Consider the following 26,090-nt stretch of genomic DNA (forward strand, 5'->3'; position numbering starts at 1 on the left):
AGTCCGGGGCGCCAGCCTCAATAGGGCGTCGCGCGACTCGCACAACCCGACACGTCGGCTCCGACTCGCATTAATGCAACTATTAGTTCGATTTAATGCTTTGCGGCGCTCGATTCTTAGAAATGCAACTAGTCGTTTCATATTTCGCACCGCGTTCAAATAACTGGCGCTAAAGCATTGACTGCCCGCCGTCGACGCTGATAGTCTGCCCCGTGATGAAATTAGCGTCGTCACTACACAAGAATGCAACAGCTCGACCAATATCGCGCTGCGGATCGCCAAACCGGCCCAGCGCAATTTCGGACAGATAGCGGGTCCGCTCTTGCGGATTGGCTTCCAGGTAGGCATCGGCGGCAGGCGTGAGGGCTGCCGGGCAAATGACGTTGACGGTAATGCCATGAGCGCCCCATTCGCGAGCGGCGACACGCGAAAGGCCTCGAATGCCCTCCTTTGCCGCGGCGTAGGCGCCAAAGCCCTTCAAACCTTCGATACCGGTACGCGAAGCGAAGTTGATAATGGCGCCGCGGCCTTGCAACTTCATCTGGGGCAATACGGCTTGCATGAAATACAGCGTGCCGTAGAGGCCGGATTCGAGCGTGGTGCGCCAGTCTTCGTCGGTGACGGATTCGAGCGGTACACCGGGGCTGCTGCTTTGCGCATTGTTGACGAGCGCGTCGACACGCTCGAACCGCTCGACGGTAAGCTCGACTGTGCGAACGGCGTCCGCACGATTGCGTGTATCGCCTGGTACGACGAGCACTTGCGCACCGAGGTCGCGCAGTTCGTCAGCCGCCCGAGTGAGCTTGGCCTCCGTGCGGCCGGTCAAAACGAGATTCGCGCCTTCGTCTGCCAGTGCTTTGGCCACGCCGAGGCCGACGCCTTGCCCGCCTCCGGTCACGATGACGACCTTTTCCGCCAGCTTTTTCGTATGCATGAATGGTCCCAGGTGGAAGGGTTGATGACGCTATGGGATGCGTCAGCGCAGCGCGCGGACCGTTGCGGAGGGTACGCTCCCGCATTCCATAAATTGAACGTCGTTCGACTATAGCGCAACTTGGATCGAGCGCGCCCCTAGCGTATTCCCGAATCCGGAGGGCGCGGCGATGTGCCAGCTTATGATCGTTGTAAAACTATGTGAATAGTTCCCGTATAATCGATACCATCAATTCATGGGGAAAATCATGTTGAAAGAGATCTCAGCGCCGGCGGACCGGGATGTCAGCGGGCCGCGCTCGCTGACGCGGCTCCTCGGAATTTTCGATGTGCTGGCGAAGTCTCCCGACGGCATGTCGCTGGCAGAACTGAATGTCGCCCTCGAGTCGCCGAAGAGCAGTCTGCTCAACCTGCTGAGGCCACTCGTGGCGGAGGGGTATTTGATACATGACTCAGGCCGCTATCGCCTCGGGCCATCCATCTTCCGGCTCTCGGCGGGCGTCATGGCGGCATGGAACTTCTCGAAGCTGCTGCGCCCGTACCTGGTGGATCTCTCGAAGAGCACCAATGAAACGGTGTATATCGGTGTCCTCGACGTCGAGCATAAAGAGATCACCTACGTCGACGTGATCGAAAGCGAGCAGTCCGTTCGTTATTCGATGCACGTGGGCTTGCGCCGTCCGCTCTATTGCACGGCCGCGGGGCGCGTGCTGCTGGCCCATGCGCCGGAAGCTTTCGTCTCGGACTACATGAGGACGGTCAAGCTCGAGCGCCGCACACCGCAAACGGTCGCGACGAAGAAGGCGTTGCGCGACGAGCTCGATCGCATCCGCGAAACCGGCCTGTCGGTGAGCCGAGGCGAGTTGCTGCCGGATTCGGCAGGCGTGTCGTCGCCGGTTTTCGGGCCGAACGGGAATGTGATCGCTGCGATGGCCATCGGTGCGCCGCTCGAGCGCTTCGATCGCGAACGCCCGCAACTCGAGGAACAAATGATCCGGGTGGCCAAGCGGGCATCCGCGCAGGGCGAAGCCGACGAGGAGTGATCAGGTGCGAAGATCCACTGCGGAGTAAAGCAGGCGCGGTTGCTGTATGGGAGGCCCGCGTCCCAGTTGAAAATGCGCTACGCCCGCGCGCAACGGATCGGTCGCAATGCCGATTACTGGGCGCGGCGTTTCGGCAGCGTATAAGCGATCAGCAGTCCGGCAATCGAGCTGCACGCAATATAGGCAAACACTGAAACATAGCCACTATCGGCGGCAAACCATCCACCGTCGTATTTCGCCGACGCGCTACGCAGCAGCGAAAAGACAGCTTGAGCGCCCACGGCGAAGAAGCACGAGAAGAACACGTAGAGCATGCCCGTTGCCTCGCCGGTCTGATGGGCAGGCGCCGCCTCGACGATCTGGTTATACAGCGCCGTGTTTGCGAAAGCGAGACCGAACGAGCACAGCGCCGCGCCCGGAACGAAGAGGGGCAGACTTCGATGAAGCACGATCAGCGAGGCCCAGGCAACGACCAGGATGGCCATGCCGATCAAGGCGGCGCTGCGGGCCTTGTACCGGGCGGCTACGCGGCCGCTCCACGGACTCGCGACCAGCGCGACAATGTTGACGCTGAACATCAGCAAGCCGGCGGCCGTTGCGCTCAGTCCGAATCCGGCGTGCGTTCCCGCCGGTTGCTGAGCGAGCAGCGAGAACACCTGCCCCAATTGCATGCCCCCCGCGGCGACGAATGCCATGCATGCATTGGCCAATACGATCTGACGCGCCTTGAGCAGGCGCACATTGATAAGCGGATGCGCCGCCTCGTGCTGGTGCCGTGCCCACATGACGAGCACGACGATCCCCACACCGATCAAGCCCCATAGACGCGCATCGCCCAGCCCCCATACACGGCTCTGCTGCACCGCGAACAGGATGGCGCAGAGCGCGGGCGCAAAAGCGAGGCCGCGCAAGTAATCGATCCGCGCGCTGGGGCGCTTCGGCGAAGGCGGAGTCCACAGGCGCACGGCACCCACCGCCACCAGGCAAAGCGCTACCTTGAACCAGAAGCCGCCTTGCCACGAATAGCGATCCACGACGACGCCGGCGCAGATGTAGATCAGTCCCGCCGATACCATTCCTGCCGCACTGATCACGCCCACGGCGGCCGGCACCCTGCCGGGCGGCAGGTTCTCGCGCACGAGCCCGATGGAAAGCGGCGTGATCCCTGCCGCGACCGATTGCATCGCGCAGCCCGCGATCAGCATGGCGACATCGGTTGCGCACGCGGCGACGACGGCGCCCACTGACGCAATCATCATGACCAGGAGCAGGATGCGACGATAGCCGAGCAGGTCGCCCAAGCGGCCGCTCACCGCGGCAAAGACGGCTGAGCCGAGCCAGTATGCCGTGACGGTCCAGCTCACGGAATCGGACGCGGGGAAAGCCTTGTAAAGCGTCACCAACACGGTGTAGATGACGGTGATGCCCGACGACGCTGCCACCGCGGCCAGCAGTATCGCTATCATGAAACCGCGTGGCGGCCCGGCCAGCCGTTGCGTTTTATGTGCTTGTGCCAGTGCTTCGGCTTGCATACACGTCTCCGGTTGCTTGTATCGCTGCAACTATGCTTATATACGAACAGCGTTCGCATTATCTACCGTTGCGACCCGTACTGGCGCGCGAAGGTCGGCACGATGCGCGGATCGATATCGAATCGATATCGCCACTTTTGACTTCGATATGAGAGTTTTTCGGTCGAGACCTTGCGCCGATACTTCTCTCAAGGGCGCACGTTTGGCAGCGCTCCCCCACAACCAGGAGACGCTTCATGCAACCGTATCAAGGGAAGATCTACGATGCCGACACGCACTTCTACGAAGTGGAGGACGCGTTCAGCCGCTACTTGCCCGAGCAGTTCAAGAAAGACTGGTCCTTTACCAGCCGCACCACGGCAGACGGCAACCGCTGCATGTATGTCGGCGAGCGCAAGGTGGAAATCAGCGAGGGCTACACGTCGGCAGAGGGGCATGTGCCGCCGCCCGGCAAGCTGCACGAATGGCTGCGCGCGATGAAGGACGGCAAGGACAACGTCGATATGCGCGTTCCCCCGACGCCGGACATGTTCAATCGCGACGCGCGCCTTGCGAAGATGGACGAATTCGGCGTCGAGGCTTGCACGATGTACATCGGCGAGATGGTCGCCTGCATTTCGTACTTGAATGAGCCCGTTGCTGCGAATGCAGTCCTCCATGCGTACAACCGCTGGATGCTGGAAGACTGGGGCTTCAACTACAAGGACCGCATCTACACGACGCCGGTCGTCACGCTCGACGATCTCGACGCGGCCGTTGCGGAAGCCAAATGGCTCGTTGCGAACGGGGTGCGCGTGGTCCTGATGCCGATGGGCCCTTTCAATGGCCGTGCGCCTGCGGATCCGTACTTCGATCCGTTCTGGTCGATCCTCAACGAAGCGGGCGTGCGTGTCACGTTCCATGTGTCGGAAGCGATCTACATGAAGGACCATATGGCGGTTTGGGGCGAGCCGGTGCAGCAGTCGCGCCAGCGTCAGACGGCATTCGTCTGGATGCACGGTTACGGCGAGCGTCCGGTGATCGAAACGCTGTCGTCGTTCATCTTCTACAACTTCTTCGAGCGTTTCCCCCGCGTTAAGCTGTGCAGTGCCGAAAACGGCGCCGAATGGGTCCCTTCGATGCTCGTGAAAATGGACAAGTGCCGGGGGATGGCGAAGAATGGCTACTGGCCGTGCGGACAGCTGAAGATGCGCCCCAGCCAGATCTTCAAGGAGAATGTTTTCGTGGTCGCCTATCCGGAGGACGACATCGCCCAGATCATCGCTCAAACCGGTTCGTCGGACTTTCTGTTGATGGGCTCGGACTATCCGCACGCGGAAGGGGTGCCGGAACCGAAGGACTTCGCGTCGGAGGCATGTGGCTCGCTATCCGAAGAAGACACGCGCAAGATCATGTACGACAACGGTCGCCGATTCGTTCCGCTGCACGTGTAACCGATATGGATACTTTCGACTATAAGGCGTTATTGCTAAAACGCGACGGCGGCATCCTGACCGTCACGCTCAACCGCCCAGAAACGCTGAACGCGTTCGACGAGCAGATGGACATCGAGATGTCGCGGCTGTTCCTCGATGTGGCCGAGGATGCAGAGACTCGTGTCGTCGTGTTGACGGGTGCCGGGCGCGCCTTCAGCGCGGGCGGCGATATCGAGCATATGCAGCATGTCATTGACAATCCGGCGCTGTTTCTCGAAGGAATGCAGCGTGCGAAGAAAATCGTCTTCTCGATGCTCGATTGCCCCAAGCCGGTCATCGCGAAGATCAACGGACATGCGATCGGCCTCGGTGCGACGATCGCGCTGTTTTCGGATCTGAGCTATGCCGCCGATCACGCGAAGATCGGCGATCCGCATGTGAAGGTCGGCTTCGTGGCGGGCGATGGCGGCGCAGTGATCTGGCCGCAGCTCGTGGGTTACGCGAAGGCCAAGGAGTACCTCTTGACCGGCGATTTGCTCAGCGCAGGCGAAGCGGCGCGACTGGGGCTGATCAATCATGCAGTCCCGGCCGATGAGCTCGATGCGGTCGTCGATGCGATGGCCAACCGTCTGGCGAACGGTGCCGCGCGTGCTATTCAATGGACAAAGGCGTCGATCAACATCGGACTGAAGCAACTGGCACATTCCATTCTCGATGCTTCGATTGCCTACGAGGCGCTCTCTAATTTGACCGAAGACCATCAAGAGGCGGTCAACGCATTTCGCGAGAAACGAGAGCCGGTGTTCAAGGGACGTTGACATTTTTTGCGCTCTACGCAGGCAGGGCGGCGGCGCAGGGCAAGGGAGTGATTGCACATGCAACGGGTAGTGGTGGTGACCGGTGGATTCGGCACATTGGGACGCGCAGTGGGTCGCGTGTTTGCCGACAATGGCTGGAAGGTCGCGCTGATCGACAAAGCTCCTGCGCCAGAAAACGCGAGCGCGGCGCAGCTGCAAGCCGCGTGGTGGCGTGGCGGTGTCGAGCTGACCGATCTCGAGGCGGCGCGATCCGCTATATCGGCGGCGGTCGATCAGATCGGCAAGCTGGATGCCATCGTCAATGTGGCGGGGGGCTTTCGCTGGGAAACGCTGGCGGACGGCAGCCTCGACACATGGGATTTGATGTACCAGATGAACGTGCGCACGGCGGCGACGGCATCGAAAGCCGCGCTCGACTATTTCGCCGGTAGCGCGGAGGGTGGGCGCATCATCAATATCGGCGCCGGTGCCGCGCTCAAAGCAGGCGCAGGCATGGGCGCTTATGCGGCCTCGAAATCAGGCGTCATGCGTTTGACGGAGGCACTGGCCGAAGAGCTGAAGGGCCGTTCCATTACAGTCAACGCGATTCTGCCGGGCATCATCGATACGCCGCAAAACCGCAAGGACATGCCCGACGCCGATTTTTCGCGCTGGGTGCGGCCCGAAGAAATCGCCAATGTGATTCTCTTTCTCGCGTCTGGCGCCGCATCGGGAGTGACCGGTGCGCTGATTCCGGTGACGGGGCGCATGTAAGAAAACGTGCGTAGCCGGCCGCGGTTGACGCCGGCTACGAGCGCGTCGATCGCGAAACGAAACCTCATCAGGTGAGTCGAGCAAGCGAATCCGTGCTGAATCCGAGAAAAGGCTCGCCAAGGCGCGCGCGCCGCGCCCAGTTCGGATCGTGCAGGAGCGAGCGCCCCACGCCGACGAGATCGAATTCATTGCGCGCGAAGCGCTCGACGAGAGGCGTCAGATCGGCTTGCGCAACCGTATCCGCGCCGGCCATCGAATCGTAGTACCCCTTGTTGATGCCGATTCCGCCTACGGCCATCGAAAACTTACCCGTGACCTTTTTTACCCAGCCGGCGAGGTTCATCTCCGAGCCCGGGAATTCCGCGCGATTGAAATAACGCGTGCTCGCCTCGAAGATATCGACACCCGCGTCCGCGAGCGGTGTGAGGATCTGCTCGAGCTCGTGCGGATCGTTGGCGAGACGCGCGCGGAAGTCCTGCTGTTTCCACTGCGAAAAGCGGAAGGTGACCGGCATGGTGTCGCCGATGCTCGCCCGGATTTCACGGACGACTTCGGCGGCGAAGCGGCTGCGCGCCCTGAGGTCTTTACCCCACTCGTCCGCACGCTGATTGGTTTCGGCCCACAAGAAGGCATCGATCAGATAGCCGTGGCCTCCATGAATAGCGATGCCGTCGAATCCGGCGGCCCGCGCATAGCGCGCGCTTCGCCCATAAGCGGCAATGACGTCGGCGATTTCGGCGTCGGTCATCGGGCGCGTTGGCGGCATGACACGCTCCATATAGCCTGCGTCCAGCGATGTCGCGCGTCCGGCCGGCCCCCATACGCCGGAGGGACGCAGCGGTTGCGCCTCGGGAACGGGGCCCGTATTCGCCTCTTTCATCGGCCCCATATGCCACAACTGCGGAAAGATGACGCCGCCGCTCGCATGTACCGCGTCTGTCACGCGTCGCCAGGCCGCAACCGACGCCTCGCAGGCCAACACCGGAATCGAATTCTCGCCGAGACCGGCTTCTCCAAGCGCAGCCGGATGATCGATGCCGACACCTTCCGTGATGATGAGCCCGGTCTCGCCCTGCGCCCGCCGCTTGTAGTAAGCGGCCACGTCATCGCCGGGCAGTCCGTTGGGCGAGAAGCCGCGGGTCATGGGCGACATGACGATACGGTTGGCGAGCGTGACGCCTCGAACCGTGAGGGGGGCAAAAAGCGGGCTGGCATCCATTTCTATCGGTTCATATAGTTGACTCTTGTGCGAATAATGATACGCTATGTTCTATCGACGAAAAAGGAGTTTTGGCGCTGTGTGACTTGTGGCGCCGAAAAGGAGAATTGCATTGGAGCAGACACATGCACTGGCGGCGGCTGGTGTCGAGCAGGACGACGAAAGGGCGATTCCGCACGGCTTTAGCTTGATGCCGGCGTTTGGGCCGTATCACCGGATGTTCGGCCCTACGTACTTTCGGAAGACCGAGCGCGGGTACGTCGTCGGCATGCACGTGCGGGAAGCGCATCGTAACCTCGGCCAGATGATGCACGGCGGAGCGATTTGCATGCTGGCGGACACGGCCATTACTTGGGCGAGCAAGTATTCACGCCAGCCGGCGGTCAAGGTGTTGACGACGGGCTTGACGGTCAACTTTATGGGGAACGCGGAGCCGGGTGACTGGATAGAGGCCCATGTCGACGTCCTCCGTTCGGGAAAACGTGTGATCTTTTCGGACTGCCGGATCTGGGCGAACGCCAAGTGCATCGCCCAGGCATCGGGACAATTTCAGGTAATGGGCGAGGTTGAAGGCTAGTCGGTCGACGAGGCGAGCGGAGCGGCAGTGGACGTTATGGCGCCGGCTTGGCCCGAGCCTTGGACTGCTGCGTGGCACGATACTTCCACGCGTTCAACAAAAGCCGGTGAATCCGCTCGGCCCGACGTTTGCGCTCGGCACGGGTGCTCTGTATCGCCAGGTGCACTTCGGGGGCACCGGTCACGAGCGTCAGCAGATCGCTCGCCGCGTTCGCCGGGTTGTCGATGTCGATCATTCCCCTGGCGGCTGCAGCCTCCAGCACGCTCGTTAGCGGCTCGAGCATCGTGTTCACGAACTGCAGGAACTGCTTGGCGATGTCCGGAAAGCGAACGGCTTCGCCGATGACCAGCCGGGATGTATGTACGCTGTCCGGTATCGCCATGTGTTCGACCAGCGCATCGATAAGGGATGCCAAGTTTGCCGAAAAATCGCCGGCGGGTTCGAGTTCGAGAGCGATCTTGCCGCGCAGATCGGCCATCCCCCGCCAGACAATGGAGCGAAAGAGTTCTTCTTTCGTGCCGAACTGCCGATAAACGGTCGTCTTGCTGACGCCAGCCAGCGATGCGATTTCCTCAACGCGCGCGGCGCCGAAGCCTTCCCTCATGAAAACGGCTTTGGCTGCGTCGAGCACGTGCTCTCGCAGTTCGACCGCGTCGTCGTGCGCCGGTCGGCCGGCCGTTCGTGGTTTGCCCGCCGCAGCGAGCCTCGAGGCTCCGGCGGGAGCCTGAACTGCCATTGGTTTGGACATCGGTGAGCGTTGAATAACGGAATTAGGGCACCAGTATACTCACGAGCGACAAGCGGGCGCCAGCAACGGCGCACTCGTGCCCGCGCCACTTGCAGCAGCGGCACGCGAGGTGCGCTTCAGACGTTGATCATTCCGCGGACATACGACTCCATCGTACCGGCACATGAGAGCTTGTCTTCGCCCTCTTCGAGGTCGGCATAACGGCCGACCTGTCGAACCAGCGGCCCTTGCAGCCCGTCGGTGTCTCCCGCCGGTGAAAAATCGATCGTGACTTTGTCGCCGGTGATGAATCCGCCCCAGTACCCTTCGGCCAACAGATCGAAGAACGCGAAGCGTCCCTCGACGACGCCCTTGCCGTCCGAAGGATTCAGCAGTTGCTCTCCGGTCTTGTCGAGGACGAACGGCACGATCCAAGGGCAGATCGCATAGCCTTGCGCAGTGTCCGACCATGGGCCTGCCCCGATCATCTCGGACATGCCATAGCTGTTCTGGATGTTTTCCTCACGAATTCCATAGAAGCGGATGATCTGCTCCCGATAATCAGCGGGCGCCGAGGTGCCCTTCAACCCACCACCGGTCGTGATGACCGTATCGGGGTGGCAGATACCGTCGGCTATGCCGCGTTGGCGCGCGCGGTCAACGAGCGTCCAGTGCAGCGACCAATTGCCCTGCACGAGGACGGGAACATCGCGCCGCGCGGCGAGCTTGTCGAGAAACCGGTCGATCATTGCGCCGGTGTGGCGCTGGCGCGCCACCGCGTGCTCCTGGAATGCCGCGACTTCGCTCGGCTTGGCGGACCCATCTGCGATTGCGCGGCGCATGCGGCCCATCGAAATCGTTGCGGAAGCAAGCGCCGGTTCGTCGAACATCAGGGTGCTTTCAGCACCGAGCCGTTTCGCCGCATTCAGTATGGGCTCGATATGGCGATGGGCGCCGGCCGGCGGCATCATCAGAAATACCGGGCGCTTGCCGAAGTCTCGTTGGATCAATGCGTTGCCGTAGACGCCGAGCTTCACGCAGGACTCGGTGACGTTCTCGAGATCGCTTCGCGTCTGGCTGATGAAGCTGCATTTTCCGGACGTGCCGCTCGAGCTGAACACGTAGTGTCCCGCTTCGCGCAAACGGTCCATCCATGCGTCGACGTTGTGCACGCCGTTCAGGTCGACCTCACCGACCGGTTTGCTGGAGAGCGTTTGCAGCCATGCCGCCAGGTGCTGCCAGCGACCATTGTCGATCAATGACTCAGGGTAACTCTTGTAGATCTGATGCGCGAACAGCAGAGGCACCATGTCCGCGTCACGGTTGACGTCGTGCACGCCGACATCGTCCGCTCTGCGACGCAAGAGCCTGATGTGCTCGCGGCGCTCGGCGAAGCGCTCTTTCATTGCCGCGAGTTGAAGCTCACGAAGATTCCCCGGGTGATGACGGAAAGGATCGCCGTCACGGCGAAGCATTGCGTAGAACGGGTCCAGAGCAGACATGTCGTCTCCAGAGCAACGAGTTGCGTTAGCGTGAGTGTTAGTGATCGAAGTCGGTGGAGCTCGATACGTCGAGCCACGCTTCGAGGTTCTCGTGCACGGCCGCTAGCTTCTTGCGGACGACGTCGACGGCGTCCGGCCCGAGCGGCAGACGAAGCGGCGGTGTGTCGGCGGACACCGCACGCACAATGGCGTCGGCGGCTTTCGCGGGATCGCCTGTCTGCGTGCCGTGGTAGCTGCTCATGAACCGGCGCATGTTGCCCACGGTCTCTGCGTAGTCGGGTGATTCGACCTGGCTCCACTTCATCGAGCCCCCCGCGAAATTCGTGCGGAAGCCACCCGGCTCGACGATGGTCACATGGATACCGAACGGTTTCAGTTCTCGTGCGAGCGATTCCGAAAGCCCTTCGACGGCGTGCTTCGACGCGCAATAGAAGCTGCAGCCGGTGATGCCGATCATGCCCGCCACCGACGAAAAGTTCACGATATGGCCGCGCTTTCGCTCACGAAAATGCGGCAGCACGGCGCGAATGACGTTGACTGTGCCGAACACATTCGTATCGAATAGCTGACGTGCTTCCGCGTCGGAGACCTCTTCAAGGGCGCCGAATAGACCGTAACCGGCATTGTTGACGAGCACATCGATCGTGCCGGCTCGGCTCAAAGCCTGCTCGACGGCCCGAGGCACCGATGCGGCGTCGGTTACGTCCAGCAGCACGCCGTGGGCGCGACCGGACGCGAGATCTTCGAACTCCGCGATCTGCGCGTCCTTGCGCAGCGTGCCGACGACCTGGTCGCCGCGGGCGAGGACCGCTTGCGCCAGGGAACGGCCGAAGCCGGAAGAGACGCCGGTAATGAACCACACGGCTGGGTTTGTCGATTGCTCGTTGATCGTTGTCATGGCTCTTCCAATATGGAGGACGATTGATTTAGTTAGCGCTGCGGGCTTCGGTCATGTCTGCGATTTCTCCGCGGACATAGGCGTCGATCGTTCCGGCGCATGACAGCTTGTCGTCGCCGCCCGGCAGGTCCTTGTAGCGCACCACGTCGCGGATGATGGGCGTGCGCACACCGTCTATGCCGTGACCGAACTCCACGATGACCTTGTCCCCACTGATCACGCCAGCCCAGCGGCCGTCGGCAATCAGATCGATCATCGCTAGCCGACCTTCGACGATGCCTTTCCCGTCAGGCGGATTCAGCAGTCGTTCGCCGGTCGAGTCGAGCACGAGCGGAACGAGCCACGGCGGCACCGCCCATGCCTTCGCTTCGTGAAACCATGGGCAAAATCCCGACACTTCGCCCATGCCGTAGCCGTCGTTGAAGTTCGTCGTATTGAAGTTGAAGAAGCGTTCGCACTGTTGCTGGAAATCCTCGGGTAAGTTCGCCCCCTTCTTGCCGCCGCCGATGCTGATGATCGTATCGGGGTGAAAATCACCGTCCGGAATGCCCCGTTCGCGTGCCGTGGCGACGATTTGGTAAAGCATGCCCATCATGCCCATGATGAACATAGGTTCACGACGCCGCTCGAGTAGCTGATCGATGAAGCGCCGGAAATCCGCTTGCACGCGTTCACTGCGTTCACGGTTCTCCTTTTGGAACGCTTCGATTTCACTGGGCAGCGCGGTGCCGTCCGAGATCGCCCGTCGCATGCGTGCCATGCGCGTAGTGTGGGCAGCGCTTTGCGGTACGTCCGACATGTAGTGAATGTCGCCGGGCTGCGCGATCGACTCGCCGAACTTCGCCATGCGCTCGGTGCCGGTGTAGGAGCCGGAAGAGGGAGTCAAGAGGAACACCGGGTAGCGGCGTGACGGGTCGCGCATGCCGGTTGCCGCCCAGCGAATGCCCTGCGCAAGCAGACGCCATCCAAGCTCACGATCCGCTTCGCTCTGGTAGATGAATGACTGCTTGCCCGACGTGCCGCTCGAGCTCATCACGTAGTGGCCGTTGCGGCGCAATTCGTTGATCCAATCGTCGAGATCGGCGATCTTCTCGTAGTCGAGTCCGTCGATCTTGTGCGTCGCGAGGGTTTGAAGCCATGCCGTGAGATGGCGCCATTTGCCTTGCTCGATGAACGAATCGGGATAGCTCTTGAAGACTGCGTCGGCGAATAGCAACGGCACCGCGTCGCTCAGCGTCCTCAATTCGGTGACGCCCGCTTCGTTGGCCCGTTTGTCGAGAATGCGAATCTGTTGCCGGCGTTGCGTGAACCGCTCGCGCACGGCCTGCAGTTGCGCGGCAGCGAGGTTCTCAGGGGCGTTGCGGAAGGGATCCGAAACCTCGGTGAGTTGCAATAGGGCAGAAAGGGCTTGCGTCATCGCGTCTCGTCCTGGTTCGGGCCCGATTCCTCCGAGACCCATTTCATGAATCGATGGATCGGGAACATGCCATCATGCGGATAGCCGCCGACTCCATCCGAAATCGATTCGCCCAATGCCACGATGCGCTGCACGCCCGCACATGCGAGCGCATCGCGCACCTCGATCACGCGGTGAGGCGGATAGATGCCGACCGTCTGTGTGGCGACGGTCGCGTAGCGGGCCCCGTCTCGGAGGCTGGCTACCGGAACGACGTTCACGGTCTTGCAAATGGGATGAAAGTCGACCATTTCATCCGAGCGAATGACGAGCCCCTTGCCGTCGTAGCCGCCGAACACGCGGTAGAGCGGCTCCATCTCGCGCAGCACGTCCACGGCTTCGCGGATGTCGCTCGGCACGAGCGGGCCCTGCCCGTCGCCATAGCGGTAGTCTTCGCCGAGGGCGAGCGCAAGTCGCTCGCAATAGCGGTCGGCGTCGTCTTCGTTCCCTTCGATGAACTGATACCGGCTTGCGTTGCACGCATCCTGGTTGAACGAAAGCACATCGGCGGCGCCGGCGCGCGCAACTTCGCGCAGAACTTCCTCCGAGCTGAAGGCTTCACGGCCGATCAGCGAGATGGAGACCTTGGGATCGAACGCGACCAGCTCCAGGCCGGGGCCCGCGTACCGCATTGCATGGCGCACCGCGCTTTCGCCGCCCCACACGACGATCTTGTCGAAGTACTGCGGGCGATACAGGATGGACTCGATGTTCTCGTCGCCGCCTCTCCAATAAGCAGCCGAAAAGGATTGCGTGACCGGATGGTGCGGGTCGATCTCCGCCATCGTGCGCAAGATGGCAGTGGCCGTGAAGAGATCGTTGGACGGCAGCTTGAGCAAATGCACGCCCTTCGTCAGCGCGGCTCGCATGACGCTCATGGCGGCGACCATCGGCGAGTTGCCCGCCAGGATATGCACCAGACGCGGTGGAAATGCCCGCAGACGGCTCGGCCGGCCGCGCAGCGTTCGCGCAACCCAGCCGTCGACGAGGCTCGCATCGCCGAGACTCACACGCAGCTCGTCTTCGATGACCCCACGAGCGAAAAGATTGGGAATATCCCGGTAGCAGTTCTCTAGAATCCGGCGCCCCAGCGGGCTTACCTGAATCATCGATTCGAGCGCGGCCTGCATGAGCGGATTGACGTCGAGATGAAGACGTGGGCCGAGCTCGACGAGGAAGTCGATGATCTGCGCAATGGGGACGTCGAATGCCGGACCGGCCTCGGCGCGCGGCCAGACCAGATCGTCCAGCTCGACTTTAGGCGTGCAAAAACCCTGACCCAGATCGCGCGACACATGCCTGACCGCGTTTCCGATCACCGTGCGGCCGCGGTACACATGGGGAACCGGCAGCGGGGCGGGACTTGATGCCTGCGTCGGCGTCTCGCTTTGCCCTGCGAGGGTTTCGGTTTGCTCCATGGACTGCTCCTTTTTTAATAGGGGTACGCGTTGAGCTTCAGCGGAATCGCGGATCAGTTCGGGCATGGTCGTCGCCGGTCAGCTCAGGTTGACGATCAACTATATGCACGGCATTCAAGTTACGCAACGAGCGATGAGGCGTGGTTTTCCCCATGTCGCGACGGAATGCGCTGTCGGCGATAATGCAACCACCTGTTGCAATTTGTGCGAGCGAGGGCTAAGCTGGTCCGTCGGAAAGCGTCACTGGCCGCGGTGTTGGCGCGCGAGAGCGAACGCTTGCCTGCGTCAGGGTTCCGCGTGACGATCGATTTACGCCAATCGACTACAGCATGCCTTCTCCAAAAGTCTTTCATGGACGCCTAAGCGGCAAGGTCGCGATCGTGACCGGGGCCGGGTCGCTCGGCCACGGGTTCGGCACGGGCAAGGCAATTGCCTGCCTCTTTGCGGCGGAGGGCGCGTCAGTCTGCCTCGTCGATCAGCAACACGCACGGGCCGCCGAGACGCTGACGTTGATTACGGAGGCAGGTGGCCAAGCCTTCATTTCGACTGGCGACATCACCGATGGCGCCGTATGTACGCGCATCGTCGATGAAACCATTGAGCGATATGGCGGCCTCGACATTCTCGTGAACAACGTCGGGATATCGGGTGCGCCGGGGCTGTTGGACGATATCGACGAAGCGTCGTGGGATCGCGTGATCGATGTGAATTTGAAAAGCGCGTTCCTGATGAGCCGCAGCGCAGTGCCTAAGATCGTGGCGCGCGGAGGCGGAGCCATCGTCAACATTAGCTCCGTTGCCGGCATCCGCAGTCATGGCTCCGCCGCGTATGGCTCGTCGAAGGCCGGTATGGTCGCTTTTACGCGCGAGCTTGCGGTGATGTACGGCCGCAATTTCGTTCGCGCGAATGCCATCGCGCCGGGGCACATCTTCACGCCCATGGTGGAAAGCATGCTCAACGAAAAAGCGCGCGAGCGCCGGCGCAAGATCGCACCGCTTCCATTGGAAGGAGATGCGTGGGACGTTGCGGCCGCCGCGCTGTTTCTCGCCAGCGATGAATCGCGATTCATTACCGGCACGTGCTTGCCCGTGGATGGCGGCGTAACGGAGATAGCTGCACTGGCTGCTTACGATCTAGTTCAGCAATAGTGGCTGCGTCGACGCAGCAAACGGTCGGTTGGTGCTGGACGCAAGACGGGTCTCTCTTTAGACGCTGAACAGCGGCGTTCATATTGTTATACGTCATTCATTTTTATATACTTCTCCTCGTCGTCGACTTAAGGAAATGCCAAATGGCAAATCCGCTCTTGACGGCGCCCTCGACGGGCGACGGTCCAACGAGCATGGCGACGACGTCAAGAGACTAAGGAGTGAGTGGGGATGGCGGAAGTAAATCAACAAGGGTACGGCCCGCGCGAGTCGATGGAGTATGACGTCGTGATCGTCGGCGGCGGCCCCGCGGGCCTGTCGGCCGCGATCCGGCTCAAGCAGCTCGCGCAGGAAAAAGGCGCCGAGCTCGGCGTATGCGTGCTCGAAAAGGGGTCCGAAATCGGTGCGCATATTTTGTCGGGCGCGGTCATGGACCCGCGCGCCATTACCGAGCTCATTCCCGACTGGAAGGACAAAGGCGCGCCGCTGACCGTGCCCGTAACGGAAGACCGTTTCCTCTTCCTCTCCGAGAAAGGCGCCTTCAAGACGCCGAACTGGGCGCTGCCCGACAACTTCAAGAATCACGGCAACTACGTGATCAGCCTCGGCAACGTCACGCGCTGGCTGGGGCAGCAGGCCGAGGCGCTCGGCGTGGAGATCTTCCCGGGCTTTGCGGCCGCCGAGGTGCTCTACAACGAAGACGGCTCGGTAAAAGGCGTCGCCACCGGCAATATGGGCATCGGCAAAGACGGCGAGCCGACCGAGAACTTCCAGCTCGGCATGGAGCTGCACGCGAAGTACACGCTCTTTTGCGAAGGCGCGCGCGGACACCTCGGCCGGCAACTGAACGACAAATTCAAGCTTGACGGAGATGCCGATCCGCAGGTCTACGGCATCGGCATCAAGGAACTGTGGGAGATCGATCCGGCGAAGCACCAGCCCGGGCTCGTGATCCATACGGCAGGCTGGCCGCTCGATACCCAGACGTACGGCGGCTCGTTTCTTTATCACGCGGACAACAACCAGGTGGTCGTGGGCTTCGTCGTCGGCCTCGGCTATTCGAACCCGTACCTCTCGCCGTTCGAGGAGTTCCAGCGCTACAAGACGCATCCGGAGATCCGCAAGGTGCTCGAAGGCGGCAAGCGCATTTCGTATGGGGCGCGTGCGATTACGGCGGGCGGTCTCATGTCGCTGCCGAAGCTCGTGTTTCCGGGTGGCGCACTCGTCGGCGACGACGCCGGTTTCCTCAATGCTTCGCGCATCAAGGGGTCGCATGCGGCCATCAAGACCGGCATGCTGGCCGCCGTTGCCGCATTTGAAGCCGCGCAAGGCGGCCGACAGCATGATGAACTCACGGCGTATCCCGAAGCGTTCGAGCAGTCCTGGCTGCACGATGAACTCTATAAGGCACGCAATTTTAAGCAATGGATGAGCAAGGGCCTGTATCTCGGCACGCTGATGGTCGGCATCGAACAGAAGCTGCTTGGCGGCAAGGTACCCTGGACGCTGCACCATCAGCATCGTGATCACGAGATGCTCGAGCCCGCGTCGAACAGCAAGCCGATCGAGTATCCGAAGCCCGATGGCAAGCTCACGTTCGATCGTCTTTCTTCCGTATTCCTCTCCAATACGAATCATGAGGAAAATCAGCCGGCCCACCTGACGCTCCAGGACGTGAGGGTGCCCGTCGACGTGAACCTGCGAACCTACGCGGGCCCGGAAGCGCGCTTCTGTCCGGCCGGAGTGTACGAATTCGTGAAGAAAGATGACGGCGGCGACCGCCTGCAGATCAACGCGCAGAACTGCGTGCACTGCAAGACTTGCGATATCAAGGACCCGACGCAGAACATCGTCTGGGTCACGCCGGAGGGCGGCGGCGGTCCGAACTATCCGAACATGTGACGTCGCTTGATGCCGGGCAGCGACCAAAAGGCAGGCAGCGTGTAGCTTCGGCGATCGCAGGCGTTATCTCCGGCCTATAGCTGCGGGCGGAAATGCATGCCAAAGGCCATGGCGCGGGGCCTTACCGCGGCGCCGCGAGTTTTGCTGCGGCATCCCGGAGCGCCGTCCGCAGCCCCTCTTCAACCACGGGGTGATAGAACGGCATGGCCAGCATTGCATCGACGGTCAGCCGCATCTGCAAGCTCCATGCGAGCAGGTGGCCGATATGCTCCGCCGAGGGGCCCAGCATCTCCGCGCCCACTAATCGGCGCGTTGCGCGATCCACGTAGATGTGCGCACGCCCCTGGTTTTTGAGCATCACACGACTGCGGCCCTGGTCCTCGAAGCTCACTTCGCCGGTCACGAAACTGTCCGCGGGCAACTCGCGATGGCGTGCGCCCACGAGCGCAATCTGAGGATCGGAGAACACGATCGCGAGCGGCGCCCGCCTTTCGATTTTTGCCACGTCGGGATATTGCGCCGCGTTGCGGCCGGCCGCGCGGCCTTCGTCGGCCGCTTCGTGTAGCAGCGGCAGGATGCCGTTCGAATCACCCGCGATAAACACCGGGTGTCGGTCTACTTGCAGCGAATGCGGATCGAACCGAGGTACGCCGTGCTCACCGAGTTCGATCGTTGTGTTCTCGAGTCCGAGATTCCCGACATCGGGGTGCCTGCCGGTCGCCGCGAGCACGTATTCGTACGTATCCTCAGTAGTCGTTCCATCTGCGCGGCGATAGCGCAGCCTCACGCCGTCGTCGACGCGCGTTGCACTCAGCATCGTGCCGCGCGGTTCGAAATGGAATGCTTCGCCGAAGATCGTGCGGGCGGCGTCCACGAGCTTCGGGTCGGTCAATGGTCCGATGCTGCCGCGCCCGCCGTATACGCTTACGCGTACACCGAGCCGCGCGAGCGCCTGCCCGAGCTCGAGGCCGATCACGCCAGGGCCCATCACTGCGACACTGCGTGGTAGGGTCGTCCATTCGAACACGTCATCGTTCACCACCACACGATCGCCAAGCCCGTTCAGCACCTCCGGTACGATGGGCTTCGAGCCAGTTGCAATCACTACACTCGCGGCATGCACCCGGGTGTTGTCACCCACCTGCAGCAGGCCGTCATCGACGAAACGCGCGTGTCCCAACAGTCGGTCCTCTGGCGGTAGCGCTTCCAGGCCATCGATCACGAAGCCGACAAAACGGTCGCGTTCGCGTCGGACACGCGCCATCACCGCTTCGCCATCGACTTGCACGCTACCCACGCTGATGCCGAAAGGTGCCGCATGGTTTGCTGCGTGCGCGGCCTCGGCCGCCGCGATCAGAAGCTTCGACGGCATGCAGCCTACGCGTGCACACGTCGTGCCGTACTGGCCGCCTTCGATGATTACGGCGGTGGCGCCCTCTGCGCGAGCCGCGCGATAGGCGGCCAGCCCCGCAGTACCCGCGCCTATGATCGCGACGTTCGTGTTGATGGTGCGCATTCCAGACTCCTCATCGAGTGGAAGAATGTGACGGATCATCTCGTGCGTTTCCGCAGCAAGTCATCCGTTACGGCTCGGGCTTAGTGTAGGGAAGGCGCATCCGCTCGTGAATGCTTCGACGGCTCAATATGCTGCTCAATCGTCTCGTCCAGCCATATTCTTGGCTGGGCGATCCCACATTCGCGGGCAATGGACCGCTTTGCCGTTTGATCCTTTCAGGCATTTTGTTGAGCAAAAGTAGTCTCGAAATCAGTATCAGGTAACCCTAAAGTGGAGGCTCCCAACGAACTGATGAACGAGTCGCGCCATGAGCCGCATCGCTTTTCCCGCAATCGAGTCAGTCGCCGCAGATATCTACGAGCGGGTCAGGCAGATCGCAGAGCGTGTATCCAATGCGTTCGCTGCCTCGGGCGTTTGAACCGGCAAATCCAGGAAGAACCAAGTGATAGTCAATCATCCAATTTTCACGCGCTGGCCGGCGCGATACCCCGATCGGCTCCAGCTCTTTTCTTTGCCGACGCCCAACGGCGTGAAGGTCGGCATCATGCTGGAAGAGACAGGCCTCGCCTATGAGCCGCACCGTATCGACATCATGGCAAACGAGCACCGCGATCCGGCCTTCGTCGCGCTCAACCCCAATGGCAAGATCCCGGCGATATACGATCCCGACGGGCCGAGCGGCCGGCCGCTGGCGTTGTTCGAATCGGGAGCGATTCTGGTTTATCTCGCTGACAAGACCGGGCAATTCCTCTCGACCGAGCCCAACACGCGCTACGAAACACTCCAGTGGTTGATGTGGCAGATGGGCGGCGTCGGGCCGATGTTCGGCCAGGTCGGTTTCTTCAACAAATTCGGCGGCAAAGCCTACGAAGACAAGCGCCCGCTGAACCGCTATGCAACGGAGTCAGCGCGGCTGCTCGATGTCCTCAATGACCGCCTCGCGGGTCGCGACTGGGTGATGGGCGCCGACTACAGCGTCGCGGATATTTCGTTGCTTGGTTGGGTGCGCAACCTGATCGGCTTTTACGAAGCGCGCGAGCTGGTGGGCTTCGACCGCTTTCTTCGCGTGAAGGCGTGGCTCGAACGCGGCCTCGCGCGACCGGCGGTGCAGCGCGGTCTGCAAGTGACGGCCGCCGGATAGAACAATTGGGATCGATCGCACGAACATTCTCCATATTGATTTCAGTCTACGATCCGGATCGCACAGCCGCCAGCTTTCGGCAGCGGTCGTCAAAAAGCTCCTCGAGGTCGCGCCCGGCGCAAGCATCAGCCGGCGAGACTTTGGCAACTGCCCCTATGCCGCACGCTACGCCCGACTACGCGATGGCACTGTCAACTCCGGCTACGTTGGCGGCCCCCCCGAAGGGCGCGCTGAAGCCTTCCGAAGCGCTTATTCAAGAAGTCGAGCGGCCGATGTGATCGTCATCGGCACGCCGATGAACAACTTCAGCGTTCTCTCAGTCTTCAAGGCGTGGATCGACCACATTCCGCGCGTCGGTCAGGCGGCGCATAAGGAAACCTTAAGGTACGGCGCCTACGGTTGACCTAAGCCCTCGGAAAGCGGGCCCCACGCGCAAAGCACCTGGGACGGCGAGCCGAGGGCGAGCACGTCCCAGTGGAGGGTTGTGATGAAATCGATGTTCGTTATCGGCAGCGCACTCATTGCCGCTGCTGCTTCCATACCTGCGTGCGCAAAACCGCCGGCGAATCCCACGGCGGGCATGCCATTCGAATCTCAGGTCCAACCTAACAGTGCCGAGCCGTCGGACGAGACCCATGATTCGATGAGCAATCCCGCGAAAGCCACTTCCGGCTATGGAGGCGTAGCGGAGACCGGGCAACACGCCGCGGTCAAGCCGTGGGTTCCATCAACGCACGCGCTGTACGCGCACCACTAACTAGACTGGACTGGAGGGCGGGTCGCGCTGCAGCATCACCGCCGTCGATAGTTCCATTAAGGGAGGCGCAATTATGTTACCGAAGTGGTCGTTTCATCTACTCGCCCTGACAGGGTTTCTGCTCGCCTCATCGCTTGCGGTGGCGAGCGAGCCTGCCAAGGTCGTTGTCAGGCTCTCAGATGGCAGCAATGGACGCATGTCGTTGACGTTGAGTCCGTGGAAGGTTCCGTCAGGGCCCGTCGAATTCACGATCAAGAACGAATCCCGCAATATGGAGCACGAGTTTCTCTTCGCGCCATGGTCGGGGCCCGATAGCGCACTGCCGTACGATGGGAAGACTCAGCAGGTCAAAGAGGACAAGGTGAACGGGCTGCAGGGCGTGGAGGACCTTCGCCCACGCCAAACCGTCACCGCGCGGTTCACGCTGGCCGAAGGCCGGTATGTCTTGTTTTGCAACGAGCCCGGCCATTATCACGACGACATGCGGGCGAATCTCATTGTCGGTGCGGCCAAATAGAGCTCAACGGCTGGTGCCGTTTTTGCGGCGGCATACCAGGCCGCTCATCGGCGAGGCCGCCTAGCGGGCTCGCCGCAACCGATGGCGGACGCACGTCGGCGATCTTGCTGCACAACGCGGGGAGAAATTGCCGCAACCGAGCCGCACATTTCATTCACCATTGATGGGTATCAACCGCTGGCGCGTACGAATAGCCTAGGGTGGCATTATCGACAAGTCGGAGTGCGACTTCGTTGACGAAGCTGCGTTAGTAGGAGAAGCATTCGTGAGCGCCCCTCTGTTGTTGACGTTTAATCCCGGCTCTTCGACGATCAAGCTCGGCTTGTTTCGAGTGACCGATGGCGGGCCCGTGCGTTTCGGTGCGGGCAGCATCGACTTCGGCCGCGTACCGCTGGCGCTCGAGATCTCGAACGCTGGGCAGTCGGCGACGATCGAGTTGAGCGCCGCGCTCACGGAGGATCTTCATGATGCGATCGACGAGACCCTCGATTGGCTCTCCACGCATTTCGCGTTCAATGATTTCGCGTCGGTCGGGCATCGCGTCGTGCACGGCGGTGATCGTTTCTCAGGCCCCGTCGCGATAGACGGTGAGACGCTCGCCGCCATCGAGGCCCTTACTCCGCTGGCCCCTCTGCATCAACCGGAGAGCGTGCGGCTGATCCGCGCGATACGCGAGTTGCGCCCGCACTTGCTGCAAGTCGCATCGTTCGATACCGCGTTTCATCGCACGCAGGCCGACATCGTCCGTCGCTTCGCGATTCCCCGGCACTACTTCGACGAAGGAATCAAACGATATGGCTTTCACGGGCTTTCCTATCAGTACATAGCGACGCGGCTTGCCCGAGAGTTCCCGAAGCTGGCGGCGGGGAAGGTCGTCGTTGCGCATTTGGGCGGAGGAGCCAGCCTGTGCGCACTCGATGCATGCGTGAGTCGAGACACGAGCATGGGCTTCTCGACACTCGATGGCGTTCCGATGGGGACCCGTTGCGGCGCGCTCGATCCGGGCGTCGTACTGCATCTTTTCGAGCGCAGAGGACTTAGCCCCCGCGAAATCGAGGACACCTTATATCGTCAATCCGGCTTACTCGGCCTATCCGGTATAAGTGCTGACATGCGCGAATTGAACGCCTGCGGTCTCCCGCACGCTCGCGAAGCAATCGATCTGTTCTCGCTCCGTATTGCCGGAGAGATCGCCCGGTTGACCGCAACCCTTGGCGGGCTCGATGGATTGGTATTTACGGCGGGGATAGGTGAACACCAACCCGATGTTCGGGCATCGATATGCGAGCACCTCCGGTGGCTCGGCGTCGATCTCAATGCGCGGCTCAACGAGGATAACGCACGCATCATCAGCAATGAGGGGAACCCTGTGACGGTGCTCGTATTGGCCACCGACGAAGAATCCGTCATCGCTCGAGAAACGGCATCGGTGCTTCGTCGTGGGGAGCGCCTTCCGGCCGGAGTCTAAATGGATGCGCGCAACGGTGCACGGTTGATACGTGTCAATCGACATGCGCAGCGCACGTCTAAAGTGAACGAGAAGCTCATTTTCCCTTCAGGAGAATCACCATGAAAGCACTCGTTTACCACGGCCCGGGCCGTAAGTCGCTCGATGAACGGCCGATACCGGAGCTTGCCGAACCGACCGACGCCATCGTCAGGGTGACGCGCACCACGATTTGCGGAACCGACTTGCACATTCTGAAGGGCGATGTGCCCAGTTGTGAGCCGGGCCGCATTCTCGGTCACGAAGGGGTAGGCATCGTGCAACGCGTTGGGAGCGCAATATCGTCGCTATCCGAAGGCGATCACGTCTTGATCTCATGCATTTCCGCCTGCGGACGATGCGATTACTGCCGCTGCGGCATGTATTCGCATTGCGCGACGGGCGGGTGGATTCTGGGCAATCGCATCGACGGCACACAGGCAGAATATGTGCGGATTCCGCACGCCGAGACGAGCCTCTACCGAATTCCGCAAGGGCTGGACGAAGAAGCGCTCGTCATGTTGTCCGACATCCTGCCCACCGGGTTCGAATGCGGTGTACTGAACGGCAAGGTACAGCCGGGCTGCACGGTCGCGATCGTCGGCGCCGGGCCGATCGGGCTTGCATCGCTGCTCACCGCGCAGTTTTATTCGCCGGGGCAGATCATCATGATCGATCAGGACCCGAACAGGCTAGAGGTGGCACATCGCTTCGGTGCGACAGCATGCATCGACGGCGGCCGTACGGACGCGGTCGCCGAAGTGATGAGGCTCACCGATTCCGTCGGTGTGGATTGTGCGATCGAGGCCGTCGGCATTCCGGCGACGTTCGAGTTATGCGAATCGCTCGTTGCACCCGGTGGCGTCATCGCCAATATAGGCGTGCACGGCGTGAAGGCCGATCTGCACCTGGAGAAGTTGTGGGATCGCAATATCGCCATTACGACTCGCCTCGTCGACACCGCCAGCACTCCGATGCTGCTGAAAACGGTCCGCTCTGGCAAGCTCGATCCGAAGCGATTGATCACACATCGGTTCCCGCTCAGCGAGATCGCAGCGGCCTATGATACGTTTGGCCATGCCGCCGAGACTCGCGCATTGAAAGTGATCATCGAAGTCTCGTGAAGGTTCGATGGATGACGCGTCGCGGCGCGGCACCGGCATGAGCCGGCCGGCGCCGCGGTGTGCGATTCAAATGCGTGAGAGCCGTTCGAAATCGAGGATGCGGATTTGCTTCTCGCAGGCGTGCACGATGCCGTCCCTTCTGAATTTCGAGAGCATGCGGCTGACGGTCTCGAGCTTCATCCCCAGATAGCTACCCATCTCTTCACGCGTCATTCGTAAGTTGAATTCAGCGCTCGAATAACCTCGCATTTTCAAGCGCTGCGATAAGTTCAACAAAAAAGCCGCGACGCGCTGCTCGGCGCTCATTGTCCCAAGGAGCATCATGATCTGCGATTCGCGGACGATCTCGCTGCTCATCATTCTATGCACGTGGCGCTGCATCGATTCTTTGGTGCGGCACATTTCCTCCAGTAAGCAGAAGGGAATAATGCAGACGTAGCTATCTTCCAACGCGATTGCGTCGCAGCTGTGTTGACCAGTGCAGACACCATCGAATCCGAGCGTTTCCCCGAGCAACTGAAACCCGGTGACCTGTTCGCGCCCGTCTGCCATTCTGATCACGGTCTTGAATGAGCCGGTGCGCACTGCATAGATGCTCTGAAACTTGTCGTCGGCGCGATAGAGTGCCTCGCCGGTCTTGACTTTCCGCTTCGCCTGGATCAGCGAATCCAACTGATAGAGCTCGCGCAGGGAAAGCTCGACAGGCATGCAAATGGAGCGCAAGGTGCACGCCGAGCAGCTCGGCGACTTCTGCAAGCCAGGCTCGCCAAGCGGGCGCGCGTTGTCCAATGCGGCGGCGCCACCACAACCGTCTCGCGCGTACTGCATCTCGTTGTACATCGCAGCCCCCAGGTCGAGCTGTAGTCGGACCGTTCGCGAGGCGAACCATTCACCCGACCACCACTGAAGTATTCCCCAGTTTGCAATGAATCGATATCGGCGCTGTACGAAGCTGCGGTAGGAACAGCGGAAGGCGTGTAGGAGATCTCCTACGTAGGGGTAAATGGTCATACAAGCTTCATCGGCAACTAGTCGCTGAAGCGCTGTTGGCAAGAGACAGATCGTCGCGGGCAAGCGATCGCTTGGCGGGTTGATAAGCGGCGTGCAGTGCGACTGCATGCCGCATCCCTCTTGTGTTTCTGCGGGCCGGCATGGCAAAAAACGACCGCCCGTCGCCAAGTAGGCGCGCAACGAAGCCACCGCCCGTCTTTAAGCGGGCGCAGAAAGAAACCAGCCGTGGTGGTTGCGCGAAACCGACGAATTCAGTTTCGCGCGAACGGTGGTCAATGCGACATCAATACGGGTACTGTCATCGTTCGGAGCAGGGCATGCGTGACGCCGCCCAGGACTCTTTCGCGTGCACGCGCGTGGCCATATGCCCCCATGACAAGCAGATCGGCGTGCGTATCGCTGATCTGATTGAGAAGCGTTTCCCCTGTGCCTACTCCGGAAATGCGGGGTATCGATTTGAACGCGGCGCGCACCCCATGCCGCTCCAGATAGCCGGCAACATCGAAGCCCGCGGGCGCTTCCCGGTCCGGGTGTTTCTCGACGGTGCAAATGGTCACGAAGCGCGCGCGTTTCAGGATCGGCATCGAATCGGCGAGCGCCCGAGCGGCTTCGCGGCTGCCGTCCCATGCCACGACGACGTTCTCGCCAAACGTCGCAACGTGCCCTGCGTACGGCAAAACGATCACCGGCCGTCCCACGTTCATCACCACGTCTTCGACGAAGTCGCGAGCAACATACGAATCCTGATCTTCCGGATCTTCTTGCCCGAGTATGACGAGGTCGGCGTGGCGCGCATGGAGGACTGCCTCGTCGAGCGCCGGCCCCGGCGGTGCACGCCATTAGAACGAGCATCCCGCCTGCTCGGCCGCGGTGATGAAACGATCATGCGCGCGATTCGCTCGCTCAGCGTGCTGCGCTTCGAGTGCCGCTGGAATGAGACTGTCGTCGCGTTTCAGCAGCGGACGAAACAGATCCTGGCAAATCACGTACAGGCCGATCAAACAGGCGTCGTACTTGAGAGCAAGGTCGAGTGCGAAGCTTACGCGCTCATGGCTTTTTCGGCTGTCGTCGATATGCACGAGCAATGTCTTGTAAGTCATGGTGATTCCTTTTCGGGTTGGCACGTTGCCAGGTGTGGCGTTTCCTGTCGTCGATGCTTGGCGGGACTAGAACGACAGCACGGCTCGTTGTCCGTCT

23 protein-coding genes and 1 pseudogene are annotated in these 26,090 nt (G+C 61.3%); 13 read left to right on the forward strand and 11 right to left on the reverse strand.

The annotated features are described in order from the left end of the window. Nucleotides 1-169: 169 nt before the first annotated feature. Entirely contained in the window at nucleotides 170-934 is a 765-nt protein-coding gene (locus tag C9I57_RS20570; RefSeq protein WP_107152479.1) for an SDR family NAD(P)-dependent oxidoreductase, read from the reverse strand. Nucleotides 935-1,181: 247 nt separating this feature from the next. Here C9I57_RS20570 and C9I57_RS20575 point away from each other — a divergent pair, with 247 nt between their 5' ends. After that, nucleotides 1,182-1,976 carry an IclR family transcriptional regulator gene (locus C9I57_RS20575; RefSeq protein WP_107152597.1) on the forward strand — a complete coding sequence of 265 codons (795 nt, stop codon included), beginning with the start codon at nucleotides 1,182-1,184 and terminating at the stop codon, nucleotides 1,974-1,976. A 113-nt stretch (nucleotides 1,977-2,089) separates the two neighbouring features. Here the strand turns inward: C9I57_RS20575 and C9I57_RS20580 are convergent, their stop codons facing one another. Next, nucleotides 2,090-3,538, reverse strand: a complete 1,449-nt coding sequence (locus tag C9I57_RS20580) for an MFS transporter (RefSeq protein WP_258187747.1) — start codon at nucleotides 3,536-3,538, stop codon at nucleotides 2,090-2,092. Nucleotides 3,539-3,744: 206 nt separating this feature from the next. On the opposite strand from C9I57_RS20580, the gene C9I57_RS20585 reads away from it, so the two are divergent. From C9I57_RS20585 to C9I57_RS20595, 3 genes are read left to right on the forward strand one after another with little or no spacing between them, the layout of a single operon-like run. Beyond that, nucleotides 3,745-4,941 (forward strand): amidohydrolase family protein, encoded by a 1,197-nt coding sequence (locus C9I57_RS20585; RefSeq protein ID WP_107152481.1) that lies wholly within the window; start codon nucleotides 3,745-3,747, stop codon nucleotides 4,939-4,941. Nucleotides 4,942-4,946: 5 nt separating this feature from the next. Continuing rightward, nucleotides 4,947-5,741 (forward strand): enoyl-CoA hydratase/isomerase family protein, encoded by a 795-nt coding sequence (locus C9I57_RS20590; RefSeq protein ID WP_107152482.1) that lies wholly within the window; start codon nucleotides 4,947-4,949, stop codon nucleotides 5,739-5,741. Between the two features lie 57 nt (nucleotides 5,742-5,798). Then, nucleotides 5,799-6,494: an SDR family NAD(P)-dependent oxidoreductase gene (locus tag C9I57_RS20595; protein ID WP_107152483.1), complete on the forward strand. Its 696-nt coding sequence runs from the start codon at nucleotides 5,799-5,801 to the stop codon at nucleotides 6,492-6,494. A 67-nt stretch (nucleotides 6,495-6,561) separates the two neighbouring features. Here the strand turns inward: C9I57_RS20595 and C9I57_RS20600 are convergent, their stop codons facing one another. After that, a complete protein-coding gene (locus C9I57_RS20600; RefSeq protein ID WP_107152484.1) occupies nucleotides 6,562-7,713 on the reverse strand; it encodes an NADH:flavin oxidoreductase in 1,152 nt (383 codons plus the stop codon). Nucleotides 7,714-7,825: 112 nt separating this feature from the next. On the opposite strand from C9I57_RS20600, the gene C9I57_RS20605 reads away from it, so the two are divergent. Beyond that, nucleotides 7,826-8,290 carry a PaaI family thioesterase gene (locus tag C9I57_RS20605; protein ID WP_107152485.1) on the forward strand — a complete coding sequence of 155 codons (465 nt, stop codon included), beginning with the start codon at nucleotides 7,826-7,828 and terminating at the stop codon, nucleotides 8,288-8,290. A gap of 34 nt (nucleotides 8,291-8,324) precedes the next feature. Here the strand turns inward: C9I57_RS20605 and C9I57_RS20610 are convergent, their stop codons facing one another. The 5 genes from C9I57_RS20610 to C9I57_RS20630 form a co-directional block, all read right to left on the reverse strand. Then, nucleotides 8,325-9,026 carry a TetR/AcrR family transcriptional regulator gene (locus tag C9I57_RS20610; RefSeq protein ID WP_258187748.1) on the reverse strand — a complete coding sequence of 234 codons (702 nt, stop codon included), beginning with the start codon at nucleotides 9,024-9,026 and terminating at the stop codon, nucleotides 8,325-8,327. A gap of 128 nt (nucleotides 9,027-9,154) precedes the next feature. Further along, complete coding sequence (locus C9I57_RS20615) at nucleotides 9,155-10,519, reverse strand: hypothetical protein (protein ID WP_107152487.1); 1,365 nt, start codon at nucleotides 10,517-10,519, stop codon at nucleotides 9,155-9,157. Nucleotides 10,520-10,556: 37 nt separating this feature from the next. Beyond that, nucleotides 10,557-11,417, reverse strand: a complete 861-nt coding sequence (locus tag C9I57_RS20620; protein ID WP_181321895.1) for an oxidoreductase — start codon at nucleotides 11,415-11,417, stop codon at nucleotides 10,557-10,559. A 28-nt stretch (nucleotides 11,418-11,445) separates the two neighbouring features. After that, nucleotides 11,446-12,834, reverse strand: coding sequence for a hypothetical protein (locus C9I57_RS20625; protein WP_107152488.1), 1,389 nt, complete (start codon nucleotides 12,832-12,834; stop codon nucleotides 11,446-11,448). Further along, a complete protein-coding gene (locus tag C9I57_RS20630; protein WP_181321896.1) occupies nucleotides 12,831-14,291 on the reverse strand; it encodes an acyl-CoA reductase in 1,461 nt (486 codons plus the stop codon). Before C9I57_RS20630 ends, C9I57_RS20625 begins: the two co-directional genes overlap by 4 nt. A 329-nt stretch (nucleotides 14,292-14,620) precedes the next feature. Here C9I57_RS20630 and C9I57_RS20635 point away from each other — a divergent pair, with 329 nt between their 5' ends. Beyond that, nucleotides 14,621-15,439: an SDR family NAD(P)-dependent oxidoreductase gene (locus C9I57_RS20635; protein WP_107152489.1), complete on the forward strand. Its 819-nt coding sequence runs from the start codon at nucleotides 14,621-14,623 to the stop codon at nucleotides 15,437-15,439. Between the two features lie 231 nt (nucleotides 15,440-15,670). Continuing rightward, nucleotides 15,671-17,341 (forward strand): electron transfer flavoprotein-ubiquinone oxidoreductase, encoded by a 1,671-nt coding sequence (locus C9I57_RS20640; protein WP_107152490.1) that lies wholly within the window; start codon nucleotides 15,671-15,673, stop codon nucleotides 17,339-17,341. A gap of 121 nt (nucleotides 17,342-17,462) precedes the next feature. Here the strand turns inward: C9I57_RS20640 and C9I57_RS20645 are convergent, their stop codons facing one another. Beyond that, the gene (locus tag C9I57_RS20645; protein WP_107152491.1) at nucleotides 17,463-18,857 is read right to left on the reverse strand and encodes a dihydrolipoyl dehydrogenase; all 1,395 of its coding nucleotides are present in this window, start codon (nucleotides 18,855-18,857) and stop codon (nucleotides 17,463-17,465) included. Nucleotides 18,858-19,299: 442 nt separating this feature from the next. On the opposite strand from C9I57_RS20645, the gene C9I57_RS20650 reads away from it, so the two are divergent. The 6 genes from C9I57_RS20650 to C9I57_RS20675 all read left to right on the forward strand — a co-directional run bounded on the left by C9I57_RS20650 (nucleotide 19,300) and on the right by C9I57_RS20675 (nucleotide 23,882). Continuing rightward, on the forward strand, nucleotides 19,300-19,998 hold the full coding sequence (locus C9I57_RS20650; RefSeq protein ID WP_107152492.1) for a glutathione S-transferase N-terminal domain-containing protein: 699 nt from the start codon (nucleotides 19,300-19,302) through the stop codon (nucleotides 19,996-19,998). A gap of 34 nt (nucleotides 19,999-20,032) precedes the next feature. Next, the gene (locus tag C9I57_RS20655) at nucleotides 20,033-20,401 is read left to right on the forward strand and encodes an NAD(P)H-dependent oxidoreductase (protein ID WP_258187760.1); all 369 of its coding nucleotides are present in this window, start codon (nucleotides 20,033-20,035) and stop codon (nucleotides 20,399-20,401) included. Between the two features lie 84 nt (nucleotides 20,402-20,485). Continuing rightward, entirely contained in the window at nucleotides 20,486-20,755 is a 270-nt protein-coding gene (locus tag C9I57_RS32465; RefSeq protein WP_146166239.1) for a hypothetical protein, read from the forward strand. A gap of 73 nt (nucleotides 20,756-20,828) precedes the next feature. Continuing rightward, nucleotides 20,829-21,272 (forward strand): hypothetical protein, encoded by a 444-nt coding sequence (locus tag C9I57_RS20665; protein WP_107152495.1) that lies wholly within the window; start codon nucleotides 20,829-20,831, stop codon nucleotides 21,270-21,272. Nucleotides 21,273-21,537: 265 nt separating this feature from the next. After that, on the forward strand, nucleotides 21,538-22,740 hold the full coding sequence (locus tag C9I57_RS20670; RefSeq protein ID WP_107152496.1) for an acetate/propionate family kinase: 1,203 nt from the start codon (nucleotides 21,538-21,540) through the stop codon (nucleotides 22,738-22,740). 101 nt (nucleotides 22,741-22,841) lie between these two features. Continuing rightward, nucleotides 22,842-23,882 (forward strand): zinc-dependent alcohol dehydrogenase family protein, encoded by a 1,041-nt coding sequence (locus C9I57_RS20675; RefSeq protein WP_107152497.1) that lies wholly within the window; start codon nucleotides 22,842-22,844, stop codon nucleotides 23,880-23,882. A 66-nt stretch (nucleotides 23,883-23,948) separates the two neighbouring features. On the opposite strand, the gene C9I57_RS20680 is transcribed toward C9I57_RS20675, so the two are convergent. Both C9I57_RS20680 and C9I57_RS20685 read right to left on the reverse strand, forming a co-directional pair. Continuing rightward, nucleotides 23,949-24,722, reverse strand: a complete 774-nt coding sequence (locus tag C9I57_RS20680; protein WP_107152498.1) for a helix-turn-helix domain-containing protein — start codon at nucleotides 24,720-24,722, stop codon at nucleotides 23,949-23,951. Nucleotides 24,723-25,165: 443 nt separating this feature from the next. Then, nucleotides 25,166-25,993, reverse strand: a pseudogene (locus tag C9I57_RS20685) (universal stress protein). Nucleotides 25,994-26,090: the final 97 nt, after the last annotated feature.

Source organism: Trinickia symbiotica (genome assembly GCF_003028655.1).
GTDB classification, from domain to species: Bacteria; Pseudomonadota; Gammaproteobacteria; order Burkholderiales; family Burkholderiaceae; genus Trinickia; species Trinickia symbiotica_A.

Excerpts from the sequence above, each read along its gene's own strand:
- C9I57_RS20570 (WP_107152479.1), bottom strand. The coding sequence starts at position 934 with ATGCATACGAAAAAGCTGGCGGAAAAGGTCGTCATCGTGACCGGAGGC.
- C9I57_RS20575 (WP_107152597.1), top strand. The coding sequence starts at position 1,182 with ATGTTGAAAGAGATCTCAGCGCCGGCGGACCGGGATGTCAGCGGGCCG.
- C9I57_RS20585 (WP_107152481.1), top strand. The coding sequence starts at position 3,745 with ATGCAACCGTATCAAGGGAAGATCTACGATGCCGACACGCACTTCTAC.
- C9I57_RS20590 (WP_107152482.1), top strand. The coding sequence starts at position 4,947 with ATGGATACTTTCGACTATAAGGCGTTATTGCTAAAACGCGACGGCGGC.
- C9I57_RS20595 (WP_107152483.1), top strand. The coding sequence starts at position 5,799 with ATGCAACGGGTAGTGGTGGTGACCGGTGGATTCGGCACATTGGGACGC.
- C9I57_RS20600 (WP_107152484.1), bottom strand. The coding sequence starts at position 7,713 with ATGGATGCCAGCCCGCTTTTTGCCCCCCTCACGGTTCGAGGCGTCACG.
- C9I57_RS20610 (WP_258187748.1), bottom strand. The coding sequence starts at position 9,026 with ATGGCAGTTCAGGCTCCCGCCGGAGCCTCGAGGCTCGCTGCGGCGGGC.
- C9I57_RS20615 (WP_107152487.1), bottom strand. The coding sequence starts at position 10,519 with ATGTCTGCTCTGGACCCGTTCTACGCAATGCTTCGCCGTGACGGCGAT.
- C9I57_RS20620 (WP_181321895.1), bottom strand. The coding sequence starts at position 11,417 with ATGACAACGATCAACGAGCAATCGACAAACCCAGCCGTGTGGTTCATT.
- C9I57_RS20625 (WP_107152488.1), bottom strand. The coding sequence starts at position 12,834 with ATGACGCAAGCCCTTTCTGCCCTATTGCAACTCACCGAGGTTTCGGAT.
- C9I57_RS20630 (WP_181321896.1), bottom strand. The coding sequence starts at position 14,291 with ATGGAGCAAACCGAAACCCTCGCAGGGCAAAGCGAGACGCCGACGCAG.
- C9I57_RS20635 (WP_107152489.1), top strand. The coding sequence starts at position 14,621 with ATGCCTTCTCCAAAAGTCTTTCATGGACGCCTAAGCGGCAAGGTCGCG.
- C9I57_RS20640 (WP_107152490.1), top strand. The coding sequence starts at position 15,671 with ATGGCGGAAGTAAATCAACAAGGGTACGGCCCGCGCGAGTCGATGGAG.
- C9I57_RS20645 (WP_107152491.1), bottom strand. The coding sequence starts at position 18,857 with ATGCGCACCATCAACACGAACGTCGCGATCATAGGCGCGGGTACTGCG.
- C9I57_RS32465 (WP_146166239.1), top strand. The coding sequence starts at position 20,486 with ATGAAATCGATGTTCGTTATCGGCAGCGCACTCATTGCCGCTGCTGCT.
- C9I57_RS20665 (WP_107152495.1), top strand. The coding sequence starts at position 20,829 with ATGTTACCGAAGTGGTCGTTTCATCTACTCGCCCTGACAGGGTTTCTG.
- C9I57_RS20675 (WP_107152497.1), top strand. The coding sequence starts at position 22,842 with ATGAAAGCACTCGTTTACCACGGCCCGGGCCGTAAGTCGCTCGATGAA.
- C9I57_RS20680 (WP_107152498.1), bottom strand. The coding sequence starts at position 24,722 with ATGTACAACGAGATGCAGTACGCGCGAGACGGTTGTGGTGGCGCCGCC.